The sequence below is a fragment of the Lysinibacillus sp. fls2-241-R2A-57 genome (assembly GCF_030209535.1).
GTDB lineage: Bacteria > Bacillota > Bacilli > Bacillales_A > Planococcaceae > Lysinibacillus.
In genome coordinates this window covers 18999-33877 of sequence record NZ_JARVRU010000070.1, presented here as the reverse complement: position 1 = coordinate 33877, position 14879 = coordinate 18999, and the positions used below count along the sequence as shown (strand labels likewise).

The window sequence follows — 14879 nt, the reverse complement described above, 5'->3', positions numbered from 1 at the left end:
CTGCGCGAAAGCGAAGCGTCAGCGGCAAATGTTTTATCTGTGCGAAAGCGAAGCGCCAGCAGCAAAGCGCCTAGCCGGAACGGAAATCAACCACCCGTTTTGGTGATGAACCCATTTTATATATAATAAGGAAATGATGTATAATTATCTATTATATAGTATGTGATTTTTGTAGTATATACTTGCCAAAAGGAGAGTGTAATTTATGCGTGAAACCTGTGTTCCGACCGGCGTGGAATTAAAAAACACTAGCTTTGGATACACGTTGTCCGTAATTGGTGGAAAATATAAAATGATTATTATGTATTGGCTGTCTGAAAATGAGGTTATGCGGTTTAATGAATTGAAGAGCTGTATCGGTACCATTCCCTTCAAAACGCTAAGCACCATGTTAAAAGATTTGGAGACAGATGGCCTTATCATTCGCAAGGAGTTTCCTCAAATACCTCCAAAAGTTGAATATTCATTATCTGAACGTGGTCTTTCAATCATTCCTGTGTTAAACATGATGTGCGAGTGGGGAGAGAGAAACCGTTTGTCAGCTCTAGAGGCTTTACAGAGGTAAGCACAGAGTTATGTTGTTTCAATCGAAGAGGCTGGGACATAACTGCTCAAAACCTTAAAAGCGCGAGAAATCAATTTTAGAAACGTTGATTTCTCGCGTTTTTGATGTTATTTTGCGTAAAAAAATGTGCTTATGTCATAAGCGGCGTAAATTATCAGTGCGATCAGAGAGTGTTGCATGAAGGTAGATGTCGATATTTTTCAAAAGTTGGTAGATAAATTAAAAAAGTTGGTAGATAAATTAAAAAAGTTGGTCGATAAACAATCAAAAGTTCTCGATAAATCTCAAAACTGCAGCTCATTAAAGATTTTTGTCGCTGCCGTTGCGCCTCGCTCCACTTTCCCTGCAGAAAAATGAGGTTTTGTCTAAGCCTCTTTATCTTATTCAAAAAGCAATCTTTTACAGGTTGTCAACAAAATTCAAATAATCTTGTGAGCTTTTTTCCAATTCTCCTGTAAATTGTTCATGTTCCATACTAGGTGCTTCTTCTGTGCCATAAAACGCAAAGAACGAACGATAATCTGCATTACAGTATTGGAAGGTAGTTTCGAAAGGAGATAATAAATGCTCGAGTGTATAGCGATATCTTCCCTCTTCACTATAATCTTTTTTATTAATTCCTGCAGACACTGCTAAAGCAGCTTTTCGATTCGTTAATTTATTCCCTCCATTTGAACCATAAGCCCAACCGTAAGCAAATACTTCGTCAAGCCATTTTTTCAAGAGAGGCGGACAATTAAACCAATATATAGGAAACTGAAGAACAAGATTCCCATGAGACTCAACCAATTTTTGTTCTTGTTCTACATCAATGTTTCCATCAGGGTACACCTTATACAATTCGTGTACAGTATATTTTTCCGGATATTTTTTAAGTTCAGTTACCCATCGCTTATTTATGACTGAAGTATCTATGCTAGGGTGAGTTACGATAACTAGAGTTTTCAAAGTTTAGTCCTCCCAAGAATTATTTATTTCTTCTCGAGTATAAAGAACAAACCGCACATAAGTAAGTACGCACATTTAGTTCAGGTACTATCGTTAAGGTAAGTGTCCCCCAGCTAAATGTGTTTTCAACTAGCGGGTGCGATTTTCTAACAATTCATCTTTTCAAAATGGATGGAATTTTTCTATTGTAGAATCCATGTTTGTAGTGTACTTGTGATCAAAATTTATTTTAGATTCAGTGAAAATTTCATCCAATGAACCCCAACATAGGCGCAAATAAGCTACTTTGCTGTAAATAATAATTCTTTATGCCAATACATAGCATTTACTTGCTCTTTATTATAAAGAGGATTATAATGAAATCATAAGTGGGACATAATTTTATATAGTGGGACAAAAAGTAACCCATAGCTATTAAAAAGGGAGTAGATAAATATGTTATCTGTACCTGAGGCACAGCAAAGGCTACTTCCAGAAATGTATCCGCTTCTTCAATTGAGATATCGTATTTTGCAAACAGTTCAGCTAATGCAGCCGATTGGGCGTCGAACACTTGCAGATTCACTTAAAATGACCGAACGAGAAATTCGTAAAGAAACGGATATTTTACGTGAACAAGGGTTATTAGATTCTCAAAAATCGGGTATGGTATGTACAGACGACGGTGAAGTAGTTATTGAAAAACTAAGAGCACTTATCTATGAATGGTCTGGTCTTACACAGCTAGCAAAAAAACTGGAAAATCATTTTGGCTTACAGCACGTAATTGTTGTTCCAGGTGATTACAATGAAGACGATACGGTATTAACATTGCTTGGAAAAGAGGCAGCACATCAATTTATATCAACAAGCTTTGAAGGTCAGATAGTAGCTGTCACTGGTGGAAAGTCGGTTGCATCACTCACGCAATTTTTACAACCAGCTGATACACATAATATTACATTTGTTGCTGCACGTGGAGGCATTGGCCATGAAATGCAAATGCAAGCCAATACTCTTGTCTCAACCTTCGCCATGCAGATGGATGCACAGTATCGTACCTTGTTTTTACCAGAGCATTTAAGTGAGCAGGCTTATCAAGCAATGTTAACAGAGCCAATGGTAACTGAAATGATGGATTATTATGATCGTGCAGATTGTGTCATTCATGGTATTGGCTCAGCAGAGGAAATGGCTGTTCGTCGTAATTCATCACCTGAGGATTTACGGATTCTCGAAGAAAAGGGTGCAGTTAGTGAAGCATTTGGCTATTATTTCAATGCAGAAGGCGAAATTGTACATCGAATTCGAACAATCGGTATTCAGTTTGAGCAAGTTCAAAGAAGTAAGCAAGTCATTGCAGTTGCTGCTGGTAAACAAAAAGTGAAGGCAATGCTATCGTACTTTAAGGTAGCACCAAAGCAAACAATTTTTATAACAGATGAGGCAGCCGCAAAAGCTATCGCTGAAGGATTACCTTCTTTATAAATTTAAATAACTACCATCTTTAACGGTGGGAAAATACTTGTAACTCGTTTCTCAGCGGGTGTTAAAACACTCTCTGAATGAGCATAAAGCCACTTTTAGATGTCAGTGGCGAAAAATAATTATATAAACATTATTGGAGGAATTGACAATGGCATTAAAATTAGCAATCAATGGATTTGGACGTATTGGACGTTTAGTATTTCGTGAAGCGATGAAGCACGATGAATTCGAAGTAGTTGCAGTAAATGACCTAACAGATGCAGGTCAGCTCGCACACTTATTAACTTATGATTCAGTACATGGTGTCTACGATGCTGATGTTTATGCAGAAGGCGATTCTTTCGTAGTGAATGGGAAAAAAATCAACGTTTATGCAGAAAAAGATCCTGCTAATTTACCTTGGGGTGAACTAGGGGTTGATGTAGTACTTGAATGTACAGGTAGATTCCGCTCGATGGAAGAAGTAGGTAAGCATATTCAAGCAGGTGCTAAAAAAGCGATTCTTTCAGCTCCAGCGAAAGGTGAAATGCCGACATTTGTAATGGGTGTTAACCACGAGGACTACAATCCAGAAACAGATGACGTGATCTCAAACGCTTCTTGTACAACAAACTGTCTAGCACCAGTAGCTAAAATACTTGATGAAAAATTTGGTATTCAACGCGGTATGATGACAACAATTCACTCTTACACAAACGACCAACGTATCCTTGACTTCCCGCACTCTGATCCACGTCGCGCACGTGCTGGTGCAGTGTCAATGATTCCAACAACAACAGGAGCAGCAGTTGCAGTGTCAAAAGTATTACCTCAATTAAAAGGTAAACTAGATGGCTTCTCTATGCGTGTACCGACGCCAAACGTTTCATGTGTTGACTTAGTAGTGGAGCTAAAATCAGAAGTAACAAAAGAAACTATTAATGCTGCATTAAAAGAAGCTTCAGAAAACGAACTTAAAGGCATTTTAGGATATAACGAACTACCATTAGTTTCAATTGACTACAATGGTAACCATAACTCTTCAACTGTAGATGGTCTTTCTACAATGGTATTAGAAAATAGTATGGTAAAGGTTCTAGCGTGGTATGATAACGAAATTGGTTACTCTACTCGTTTAATGGACTTAGCTTTATATATCGCAAAAAATGGATTACACAATAAATAAGTGTCATAATTCGAAAGTTGAAGTAAAAAGTGTGACATAATACCGCTTTTTACGCATAAAAAGTATAGCCTTTATAATATCTAAAAGATATAATATACAAGGGTAATGAGAGTAAGGGAAATTTACCCTTACTCTTTTTTATACGTATATAAGATGGATGCATGCCGAATATAAGGAATGGTCGCTTTCCTTATAACTGGTTATGCAATTGCAAGACATAGAACGTGACTTTTGCTACTATAAAAGCAAGTAAAAGGGTACTTCATTCCGAAAAGGCTTGTTAAACAGAATCAATCCTATGTGATGATGGACCGCATATTTTATCTAAAACAGTTACGTGAATGATGTGAGGAGCCAAGGTGGGTGAATCCAGGAAATTCACGACTAAAACTTTGAAGGGGGTTTCTTCATGTTAAATAAGAAGACGATGAAAGATATTGATGTAAAAGGCAAGCGCGTATTTGTACGTGTTGATTTTAATGTACCGATGGCAGATGGTGCAATTACTGACGAAACACGTATTCGAGCAGCAATCCCAACAATTGAATATTTGGTTGAGCAAGGTGCCAAAGTTATTTTAGCCTCTCACTTAGGTCGTCCAAAAGGTGAAGTAAAAGAAGATATGCGCCTAACTGCTGTAGGAATTCGTCTAGCTGAATTAATGGGTAAACCGGTGACTAAATTAGATGAGTCAATTGGTGTAAAAGTAGAAGAAGCTGTTGCAAACATGCAAAATGGCGATATGATTCTACTTGAAAATGTACGCTTCCACGCTGGAGAAGAGAAAAATGATCCAGCATTAGCAGAGCAATTTGCAAAATTAGCGGACGTTTATGTCAATGATGCGTTTGGTGCCGCTCACCGTGCACATGCGTCAACTGAAGGAATTGCCAAGCATGTACCAGCTGTTTCTGGCTTCCTAATGCAAAAGGAATTAGATGTGCTTGGTAAAGCTTTATCTAACCCAGAGCGTCCATTTACAGCCATTATCGGTGGTGCCAAAGTTAAAGATAAAATTGGCGTTATTGAAAGCTTATTAGAAAAGGTAGATCACCTAATTATCGGCGGCGGTTTATCATTCACATTTACTAAAGCGCAAGGTCATGATATCGGTAAATCTTTATTAGAAGAAGATAAAATCGACCTAGCAAAATCCTTTATTGAAAAGGCAAAAGCAAAAGGCGTGCAATTACATATGCCAATCGATGCAGTTGTCGCAAACGAATTTTCAAAAGATGCAGAAACAAAAATTGTTGATGTAGACGCTATTCCAGCCGATTGGATGGGCTTAGATATCGGTCCGAAAACAGCAGCTAATTATGCAGAGGTTATTAAAAATTCTAAACTAATTATTTGGAATGGACCAATGGGTGTTTTTGAAATGGATAAATTTGCGAATGGTACAAAAACTGTAGCTGACGCAATGGCAACAACAACTGGTTATACAGTGATCGGTGGCGGGGATTCTGCAGCAGCAGTTGAAAAATTTGAGGTTGCCGATAAAATGGACCACATTTCAACTGGTGGCGGTGCATCACTTGAATTAATGGAAGGTAAAGAGCTACCAGGAATTGTGGCATTAAACGATAAATAATACAATTTGGGAGGCAAAACGATGCGTAAACCAATTATTGCAGGTAACTGGAAAATGTATAAAACATTTGAAGAGGCGATCCAGTTTGTCGATGCTATACAGGACAAACTCCCTTCAAACGATAAAGTAGACGCTGTTGTTTGTGCACCAGCACTTTATCTACCTACACTTGTGCAGGTTGCTAGTGAATCAGAGCTAGCCATTGGCGCACAAACGATGCATTATGAAAACGAAGGTGCATTCACTGGAGAAATTAGTCCAGCACAGCTAGCAAGTGTGGAAGTAGACTATGTTATTTTAGGTCATTCTGAACGACGTGAATACTATAATGAAACAGATGAAGCAATCAATAAAAAGGTTGCTGCAGCACTAGCGCATAATATCGTACCAATTATTTGCTGTGGTGAAACGCTTGAGGAACGTGAAGCGGGGACTACTGAGCAAAAGGTTGCTCATCAAATTACAGCTGCACTTGCTGGATTTGGAGCACAAGAAGTGGAGCATATGGTGATTGCCTATGAACCGATTTGGGCAATTGGTACAGGTAAAACAGCTACAGCAGAAGATGCAAACCAAGTATGCGGCGCAATTCGTGCAGTAGTCAAAGAATTATATAACGCTGAAACGGCCGATGCTGTACGAATTCAATATGGCGGTAGCGTAAAACCTGAAAACATTCAGGAACTATTATCAAAAGAACATATCGACGGCGCTTTAGTTGGCGGTGCAAGTTTACAACCAGAATCATATTTAACATTATTGGAGGCGGCAGCAAATGCCTAAAAAGCCAGTAGCATTAATTATTTTAGATGGCTTTGCATTCCGTGATGAAACGTTCGGGAATGCAGTAGCCCAAGCAAATAAACCTAATTTCGATCGTTTTTGGAATGAATTCCCACACTCAACATTAACTGCATCAGGTGAAGCGGTAGGTTTACCTGATGGTCAAATGGGGAATTCTGAAGTTGGTCACCTAAATATCGGTGCTGGACGTATTGTCTATCAAAGCTTAACACGCTTAAACAAATCTATTCGTGAAGGGGATTTCTTTACGAATAAAGCATTTTTGGATGCAATTGCACATGCGAAAGCACATCAATCAAAGCTTCATATTATGGGCTTACTTTCAGATGGTGGTGTTCATAGCCATTATGAGCATATGTTTGCACTATTAAAGCTTGCAAAACAACAAGGCTTAGATAAAGTCTTTGTACATGGTTTCTTAGATGGTCGTGATGTTGGGCCAAAAACGGCTTTAGACTATATTGAAGAAACAGAAAAACAAATGGCGGAAATTGGCGTAGGTCAATTCGCTTCCATTCATGGTCGTTATTATGCAATGGATCGTGATAAACGTTGGGATCGTGTAGCCCTTACTTACAATGTACTAGTAGAGGGTGTTGGTCAAACAGCTGACAGTGCGAGAAGTGGTGTAGCAGAATCCTATGAGCGCGATGTAACAGATGAATTTGTCATCCCATTTAGCGTTCAAGAGCATGGAGAACCAGTGGCAACGATTGACGATAATGACGCTGTTATTTTCTTCAACTTCCGTCCTGACCGTGCTATTCAACTGTCAAAAGTGTTTACAAATAATGAATTTGATGGCTTTGCTTTATCAGCGAATCACCCACAAAATTTAAAATTTGTGTCTTTCACACATTATAGTGATGAGGTAAATGCTCAAGTTGCATATGAAAATGACAACTTAAAAAATACGATTGGTGAAGTGTTAGCTACTAATGGCAAAACACAGCTTCGTATTGCAGAAACAGAAAAGTATCCGCATGTTACATTCTTTATGAGTGGTGGCCGTGAGGAGAAATTTGACGGTGAAGAGCGTATTTTAATTGCATCCCCAAAGGTTGCCACATACGATTTGAAACCTGAAATGAGTGCCTACGAGGTAACAGATGCATTGCTTGCAGAGATTGCGGCCGATAAATTTGATGGGATCATTCTTAATTTCGCTAACCCAGATATGGTTGGGCATAGTGGAATGTTAGAGCCAACGATTAAAGCCATTGAAGCAGTCGATGAATGTCTTGGTAAAGTAGTAGATGCGATCCTTGCAAAAGGTGGCGCAGCTATTATTACAGCTGACCATGGTAACTCTGATGAAGTTCTTACTTTAGTAGGGGAGCCAATGACAGCTCATACAACAAATCCTGTTCCAGTAATTGTGACAAAACCAAATTTAATGTTAAGAAATGGTGGCATTTTAGCCGATTTGGCGCCAACCATGTTAGAATTATTAGAGGTGTCACAACCTTCTGAAATGACAGGACAATCATTAATTGAAAAAGAGGAGAATTAATTATGCCATTTATTACACAGATTTATGCGCGCGAAGTTTTAGACTCACGTGGGAACCCAACAGTAGAAGTTGAAGTATTTACAGAATCAGGCGCTTTTGGTCGCGCTATCGTGCCATCAGGTGCATCTACTGGTGAATATGAGGCAGTAGAATTACGCGACGGTGACAACTCACGTTACCTAGGCAAAGGTGTATTAAAAGCAGTTGAAAATGTAAACACAATTATTGCTGAAGAGTTAGAAGGCAACTATTCTGTTCTTGACCAAGTAGTTATCGACAAAGCTTTAATCGAGCTAGACGGCACAGAAAACAAAGGTAAACTAGGTGCCAACGCAATTCTAGGCGTATCGATGGCAGTTGCACATGCTGCGGCAGATTATTTAGATGTACCTCTTTATCAATATCTTGGTGGATTTAACTCAAAACAACTACCAGTACCAATGATGAACATCTTAAATGGTGGCGCTCACGCTGACAACAACGTAGACATTCAAGAATTCATGGTAATGCCTGTAGGCGCAGAATCATTCCGTCATGCATTACGTATGGGTGCTGAAATCTTCCACAGCTTAAAAGCAGTACTTAAAGCGAAAGGCTATAATACAGCTGTAGGTGATGAAGGTGGTTTCGCACCAAACCTTGGTTCTAACGAGGAAGCAATTACTGTAATTTTAGAAGCAATCGAAAAAGCTGGCTATAAACCAGGTGAAGAAGTGAAACTTGCAATGGACGTTGCTTCATCTGAACTATTCAATAAAGAAGATGGCAAATATCACTTAGACGGTGAAGGTGTTGTTAAAACTTCTGAAGAAATGGTTGACTGGTACGAAGAGCTTACAAATAAATACCCAATCATCTCAATTGAAGATGGCTTAGACGAAAACGACTGGGCAGGACACAAATTATTAACAGATCGTATCGGCGCTCGCGTACAATTAGTAGGTGACGATCTATTTGTAACAAATACGAAAAAATTATCGGCTGGTATTGAGCAAGGTGTTGGTAATGCAATCCTTATCAAAGTAAACCAAATCGGTACATTAACAGAAACATTTGATGCAATCGAAATGGCAAAACGCGCTGGTTACACAGCAGTTATCTCTCACCGCTCTGGTGAATCTGAGGATGCAACAATTGCTGATATCGCAGTTGCTACAAACGCTGGCCAAATTAAAACAGGTGCTCCATCACGTACAGACCGCGTAGCTAAATACAACCAACTTCTTCGCATCGAAGACCAACTTGGTTCAACAGCTGAGTACCTTGGTTTAAATTCATTCTATAACTTGAAGTAATCATTTATTTGTATGGAAAATAGCTTGAACCTTGTCATACACGACATTTTAGCAAGGTTTGAGCTATGTCATACATCAGCATAAATTGTGCAATACAGTTGTATTGTGTAAGCCTCTTATTTATGGGTATTAAAATACTCATGGATAGGAGGTTTTTTGTGTGTTCATAAAGGATTTGTTAATGGAGTTTATCTTTGATTTACAGATTAAAAATTATTCAGATAGGACCATTGAAACTTATAACTACAATACGACGGATTTTATTCAGTATTTGATTGCAGAAGAATATGTCACGCTAAACATTATGGCTCGCACCAAGCTGTTGAAAGAAGATAAGACCGTTATTCAAACATTTACAGACAAAGAAGTTGCAAAAATGATAGAAGCATACGATTTTAAAACGTATTTAAATGCAAGAAATAAGGTATTTGTAGCCATGCTCGCTGATACGGGTATTAGGCTGTCAGAATTAATTAATTTAGAAACCGATTGGATAAATGATACCAATCTAAAGATTTTCGGGAAAGGAGCAAAATGGCGCTATGTAGGTCATCAACAAAGTAGTTATTCAGTTCAGGCGTGTTGATTAGGGAAAAATAGGTTTATTATTGATCGATGAAAGGGTTTTTCTTGTTGCTATTTAGTGTCGAGCCCCAAAACAGAATCGCTAAAGCTACTTTCGTTCGTTTTATAGGAATACTTTGAAGATTTATCGAAACAAAATCGCTCTTTATCGAAACTATTTGAGCTTTTATCGAAACAAAATCTAATTTTATCGAAACTATTTGAGCTTTTATCGAAACAAAATCTCATTTTATCGAAACTATTTGGGCTTTTATCGAAAAACAAGCTCTTTCTATCAAAGAAATCAACCACATGTTATGATGAAGAGCTTGTAGTGAAGGGCTACTCGACGCCCGCTAGCAGGAAGCCTTGCTCTGTGCGAAAGCGAAGCGTCAGCGACAAATTGTTTTATCTGAAGCGACAGCAACAAAACGAGTAGCCCGTAGCGGAAATCAGATCCTTCTAATTTAATTATGGTGGATAAAAATGGTTAATCAACATACCTGTATTCAGTTATGTATCCATCTAATAAGTTAAGCTTTGGGTATGATGTTGAATATATTATTTGTACTGAATGTGGACTAATAATTGAAAGTTATGTAGAAAACCAGAGAAATATAAGGGGACACTTTAGATGTTCTTCAAGTAACGGGTACAAGAGTTTAAGATAAAGCTACCGAATAAAGGTAGCTTTTCTTTTTGATCTAACGGAGCTAATTGAGTAATATATTTTGTTAATAAAATTATTCCTTATTCCGAATAAGTTCTCTATATGTTGATATTTTTTTATCTAGCATTTTATATGTTTCTTGTAATGTTTTTAATTGAACTTCAATAGAACTTTTATGATCTTCTAAAAGTTTTAACCTTGCTTCAGTAGTTTGTTCTCCTTTTTTAAATAGACTGGTATATTCTTTAATTTGTGTTATGGGCATTTTAGTTTCTTTCAATTTTAAAACAAAAGTTAACCATTTTAGATGATAATCAGTATACCGTCTTTCTCCATATTCATTTCGATCCGGGAGAATGATACTTTCTTTTTCGTAATATCGTAGCGTGTGTGTACTAACCCCTAATATTTGAGCTATTTCACCGATCGTGTACATATTTATTTACCTCCATTTTTTATAGAAACATTAAGGGTCAAAAAAGGATTTGACTTAGAGTTTACTCTAAGGAATATAATAACAACTGTACAAATTATAATTAATTTGAACAACACAAGTAAAGAGTATCATTTAGGAGGAATATAAGTGAAATATACAGTTATTACAGGTGCAAGTTCAGGAATTGGTTATGAAACTGCTTTAGCTTTTGCATTTCGTGGAAAAAATTTAGTCCTAGTTGCCCGCAGAACTGATGAGCTTGAGAAATTAAAGTCAGAAATAGCGAAGATTAATTCAGATTTAGACGTTATTATTCGAACAACTGATTTATCAGTTAGTAAAAATGTATATGAGCTTTATGATGGGCTTAAAAATTATCAAATTGAGACTTGGATAAACAATGCAGGGTTTGGGAATTTTGCATCTGTCGGAGAACAAAATTTAAATAAAATCGAGACAATGTTACATTTAAATATCGAAGCTCTAACAATTTTGTCATCACTTTTCGTACGAGATTACTCGAATATTGAAGGAACTCAATTAATCAATGTTTCATCAGGTGGGGGATATAGAATTGTTGCAGATGCTGTTACTTACTGCTCAACTAAGTTTTATGTAAGTGCGTTTACAGAAGGGCTTTCACACGAACTAAAAGCTCAAGGGGCAAATATGCAAGCAAAAGTTTTAGCTCCCGCTTCTACTGAAACAGAATTTATAAAACGTTCTTATGATCTCCAAGAAAATGTTAAATTAGCCGGCATTTTACCAAAGTATCATACTGCTAAAGAAATGGCAGGATTTATGCTCGACCTTTATGATAGTGAAAAGGTAGTAGGAATAGTAGATGGAATTACGTATGAATTTGAATTAAAGGACCCTATTTATCCAAATATCGTATTAGAAAGAAACTAATTCATATTCAATACTTTTTATTGAAAGAAAACCTAAAAAAAAAGACCCTAATTGTTTAAGATTATTATAGAGGAGAGTTATTCAACTAACGGAGTGCTTTACCTGAAGATCATTAGAGTTGCGTTTGCAGCTCTTTTTTTTATTGAATTAACGAAGTACGATAGTTTATTTCAATCAGAACAACAGAAACTTATAACTACAATACAACTCACTTTATTCAATATCTGGACGAGTTTCATGAGGTGAATGAAATTGAAGACGTTTCTACAGTTCATGTAAAAAAATATATTCAACATCAATTAAATCTTGGTAAAAAGGCGACTAACATTAACATTGTAATTAAATCGTTGAGGTCGTTTTACACGCATTTGGTGGCGGAAGAATATGTCACGTTAAAGAAATGCATGAGCGACAAAAAATACGTGCCAAACAATGCAAAAGAAAAGTGAAGGTTCACCACATAAACCTTAGAACAATGAAAATTTTAAAGTTCACTGCATGAACTTTGGGAACCATTGGTATAAAGGCTATAACCTCTAATTATACCCTTTGAGGTCATGTACATTATGCACACCCTTGAAGTGCGTCATGTTTCGTGACGTACCCATATGTTTTAACCAACGAGAAATCTTGCTCGTTAATTCAATAAAGTCAGAGTTGACCACATTTAATATCCATTGAACCCTATCACAACATTCTGTTATTATTATCCTAATTACATAATATAATCCAATACATAATTACATAAAGATAAAAAATTACTGAGGGGTAAAAACATGAAGAGAAAAACAAAGGCGACTATCGTTATCATTGTAATAATGGGCATTTTTGGTGGGATTTTTGGTTACTTCAAATTCACTGAACATATGGAGAAACCTGTTCCTGAAAAAGAAAAAGAAAAAGCAACTGTTGAACATAATGGAGCAATTCTTGAAAGTAAAACTGTTACAAAAGAAGAATTACTTTATCCTGACAATTTAATAGAACACAAAGTGAACGAAGCCATTCACAGCATGTCTCATCAAAAGGTTGAAGCTAAAGTAAAATGGGGTCACGAGCAAATAACACAAGATAAAGTTGACCGATTGTTGGCTGTATGCAAAATGAACGATTATAAGTTTAAAGAGCTTTACATTTCAATATTGGAGAGATGGTCGAAAGGTGATTTTTCAAACGCCGTTGATGAGCACAACAAAATTTGGCAACTTCAAGGTGGCGAAGAATCAAGAAATTCAGGGAAAGCAATTCGTTTACTATCGCCCGAGGAAGAAGCAGAATATATTGAGCACAATTTAAAATATGATTTATATGATGGCACTCATTAATGGGCGTTATTTTTATTTGTCGTCACTAAACGCACCAGTTTCGCGTTTGGTGCGTTTTTTTATTTAGGCGGATAAATCATATGTAAAATTGTTTTGGATCAACAGGCGTTGTAGTTTCGTTTTTAATCGTATGATTCTATGATGTGCAGCAGGGCGACTGATTTTTAATTCCTCGCAACTTAAAATAAGCTATTACTTAGTAGCTTCACTAATATCGCCTCAAAGGTATGCAAATACTTTTGAGGCGATTTTTTTGTTGCTCAGGTGATGTCCAAGAAGGTAGGGCAGAAAAGTGATCGGGTCCTCAGGAAAAGTGATCAGGTAGGGCAGAAAAGTGATCGGGTCCCCAGGAAAAGTGATCAGGTAGGGCAGAAAAGTGATCGGGTATCCAAGGAAAGTGATCAGGTAGGATGAAAAAGTGATCGGGTCCCCAAGAAAAGTGATCAGGTGGGGCAGAAAAGCGCTCGGATCCTCAAGATAACTGCTCAGGCTTGATAAACCCAAAATCCCCCACTATAATTCAAATGCACCTTATGCCCTAGAAATTAGGTTTTAATTAATTGGATCTATCATCTATTTTTAATTTTAATAAATATACAAGACGGTCATCATCTATCATTTTTTTTACTTCATTTTCGTCCTGCAAGTCGTATGTTCGCATAGAGTTTCCTTTTGATTCTCTGTATACACCCAGTAAATAGGTTTCATTTAGTTCTAATTTGAATGTTTTATCTCCAATTGCATAATCCCATCCACTAATACCAGCAACAGATTGAATTTTGCCGATTTTTTGAGGGGTTACTTGAACGCCTGGTCCATAAAGAAAAGCAAAAGATTCATCATCAGTTTTTATGATGCCAAATCCTATATTACCTTCCTCTACTTTGTTTGGACTTTGCCCAAAAGATAGTGACGTTAATGACTTAGATTCCAATTGTCCATCTTTGTAACTTTCAACCCAAAGATCAATCCAATGCTTGTCAGCATCATTTAATTTGAAATCAAAATCGTATAATATCCCTAAATTTAAATCTTTAAAAGTACTCACATATTTAGAATCAGTATTACTTGAAATGGTCGCTATTTCTGTATTCTTTTGATTAGTACAGCCTGAAAGAAATAACAAAAATAATGTTGGTAGGATAATAAAAATTTTTCTCATAAATCAACCTCACCTTTTATGAATTTACTGACCTAATGAAGACAACTTGCTGTATAGATTATTATTCGGCAAATATTGTAAAAAACCTTGTAATTCCTTTAATGGAATGGATGTGTTTGTTTCGTTTATATGCTTTTAGATGAACCTTCGTAGTGTAGAAATTGGAATTACTATTTTCTCAACATATTAGGGAAAGGATAGGCAAGTGAGAGAAAATTGTATATGAAGGGATCTAAGAAGAAGTGTTTTCGCTATTTTTGTTGTTGAACTTATTGTACTGACGTTGACGTTGCAGGTTTCTTCAATAAATGGATTTTGATGATGGTAAATTTATTAAAAATTGGAACTTATATTTGTATAGAGCGTATTAGTAAAGATTGGTATTTTTGAGGCTCATCACCAAAAGTTGTGGATGACATTTTTTTAAATATATGCACTGTATATTAGTTGATTGTAGTG

At 36.7% G+C, this 14879-nt stretch carries 16 protein-coding genes; 12 read left to right on the top strand and 4 right to left on the bottom strand.

The window, feature by feature from the left end:
- Positions 1 to 205: 205 nt before the first annotated feature.
- Together QRN68_RS12955 and QRN68_RS12950 are read left to right on the top strand one after the other, a co-directional pair.
- On the top strand, positions 206 to 565 hold the full coding sequence (locus QRN68_RS12955) for a winged helix-turn-helix transcriptional regulator (protein ID WP_285397308.1): 360 nt from the start codon (positions 206 to 208) through the stop codon (positions 563 to 565).
- A 177-nt stretch (positions 566 to 742) separates the two neighbouring features.
- On the top strand, positions 743 to 922 hold the full coding sequence (locus QRN68_RS12950; protein ID WP_285397307.1) for a hypothetical protein: 180 nt from the start codon (positions 743 to 745) through the stop codon (positions 920 to 922).
- A 42-nt stretch (positions 923 to 964) separates the two neighbouring features.
- On the opposite strand, the gene QRN68_RS12945 is transcribed toward QRN68_RS12950, so the two are convergent.
- On the bottom strand, positions 965 to 1513 hold the full coding sequence (locus QRN68_RS12945) for an NAD(P)H-dependent oxidoreductase (RefSeq protein WP_285397306.1): 549 nt from the start codon (positions 1511 to 1513) through the stop codon (positions 965 to 967).
- A 435-nt stretch (positions 1514 to 1948) separates the two neighbouring features.
- Here QRN68_RS12945 and QRN68_RS12940 point away from each other — a divergent pair, with 435 nt between their 5' ends.
- The 7 genes from QRN68_RS12940 (at position 1949) to QRN68_RS12910 (ending at position 9937) form a co-directional block, all read left to right on the top strand.
- The gene (locus tag QRN68_RS12940) at positions 1949 to 2980 is read left to right on the top strand and encodes a sugar-binding transcriptional regulator (protein WP_285397305.1); all 1032 of its coding nucleotides are present in this window, start codon (positions 1949 to 1951) and stop codon (positions 2978 to 2980) included.
- Between the two features lie 148 nt (positions 2981 to 3128).
- On the top strand, positions 3129 to 4145 hold the full coding sequence (gap, locus tag QRN68_RS12935; protein ID WP_285397304.1) for a type I glyceraldehyde-3-phosphate dehydrogenase: 1017 nt from the start codon (positions 3129 to 3131) through the stop codon (positions 4143 to 4145).
- A 409-nt stretch (positions 4146 to 4554) separates the two neighbouring features.
- Complete coding sequence (locus QRN68_RS12930) at positions 4555 to 5739, top strand: phosphoglycerate kinase (protein WP_285397303.1); 1185 nt, start codon at positions 4555 to 4557, stop codon at positions 5737 to 5739.
- Between the two features lie 21 nt (positions 5740 to 5760).
- Positions 5761 to 6522, top strand: coding sequence for a triose-phosphate isomerase (gene tpiA, locus QRN68_RS12925; RefSeq protein WP_285397302.1), 762 nt, complete (start codon positions 5761 to 5763; stop codon positions 6520 to 6522).
- Positions 6515 to 8056 (top strand): 2,3-bisphosphoglycerate-independent phosphoglycerate mutase, encoded by a 1542-nt coding sequence (gpmI, locus tag QRN68_RS12920; protein WP_285397301.1) that lies wholly within the window; start codon positions 6515 to 6517, stop codon positions 8054 to 8056. The genes tpiA and gpmI overlap by 8 nt, the downstream gene beginning before the upstream one ends.
- A gap of 2 nt (positions 8057 to 8058) precedes the next feature.
- Positions 8059 to 9351, top strand: coding sequence for a phosphopyruvate hydratase (eno, locus tag QRN68_RS12915; RefSeq protein ID WP_285397300.1), 1293 nt, complete (start codon positions 8059 to 8061; stop codon positions 9349 to 9351).
- Between the two features lie 160 nt (positions 9352 to 9511).
- Positions 9512 to 9937 (top strand): tyrosine-type recombinase/integrase, encoded by a 426-nt coding sequence (locus tag QRN68_RS12910; RefSeq protein ID WP_285397299.1) that lies wholly within the window; start codon positions 9512 to 9514, stop codon positions 9935 to 9937.
- A 721-nt stretch (positions 9938 to 10658) separates the two neighbouring features.
- Here QRN68_RS12910 and QRN68_RS12905 read toward each other — a convergent pair.
- Positions 10659 to 11021 carry a MerR family transcriptional regulator gene (locus QRN68_RS12905; protein WP_285397298.1) on the bottom strand — a complete coding sequence of 121 codons (363 nt, stop codon included), beginning with the start codon at positions 11019 to 11021 and terminating at the stop codon, positions 10659 to 10661.
- Between the two features lie 147 nt (positions 11022 to 11168).
- Here QRN68_RS12905 and QRN68_RS12900 point away from each other — a divergent pair, with 147 nt between their 5' ends.
- From QRN68_RS12900 to QRN68_RS12890, 3 genes are all read left to right on the top strand, one after another.
- Complete coding sequence (locus QRN68_RS12900; RefSeq protein ID WP_285397297.1) at positions 11169 to 11933, top strand: SDR family NAD(P)-dependent oxidoreductase; 765 nt, start codon at positions 11169 to 11171, stop codon at positions 11931 to 11933.
- A gap of 167 nt (positions 11934 to 12100) precedes the next feature.
- A complete protein-coding gene (locus tag QRN68_RS12895; protein WP_350224351.1) occupies positions 12101 to 12382 on the top strand; it encodes a site-specific integrase in 282 nt (93 codons plus the stop codon).
- Between the two features lie 327 nt (positions 12383 to 12709).
- Positions 12710 to 13258, top strand: coding sequence for a DUF6241 domain-containing protein (locus QRN68_RS12890; protein WP_285397296.1), 549 nt, complete (start codon positions 12710 to 12712; stop codon positions 13256 to 13258).
- Between the two features lie 219 nt (positions 13259 to 13477).
- Here QRN68_RS12890 and QRN68_RS12885 read toward each other — a convergent pair whose 3' ends face one another.
- A complete protein-coding gene (locus QRN68_RS12885; RefSeq protein ID WP_285397295.1) occupies positions 13478 to 13762 on the bottom strand; it encodes a hypothetical protein in 285 nt (94 codons plus the stop codon).
- 52 nt (positions 13763 to 13814) lie between these two features.
- Positions 13815 to 14420 (bottom strand): hypothetical protein, encoded by a 606-nt coding sequence (locus tag QRN68_RS12880; protein WP_285397294.1) that lies wholly within the window; start codon positions 14418 to 14420, stop codon positions 13815 to 13817.
- Between the last annotated feature and the right edge of the window lie 459 nt (positions 14421 to 14879).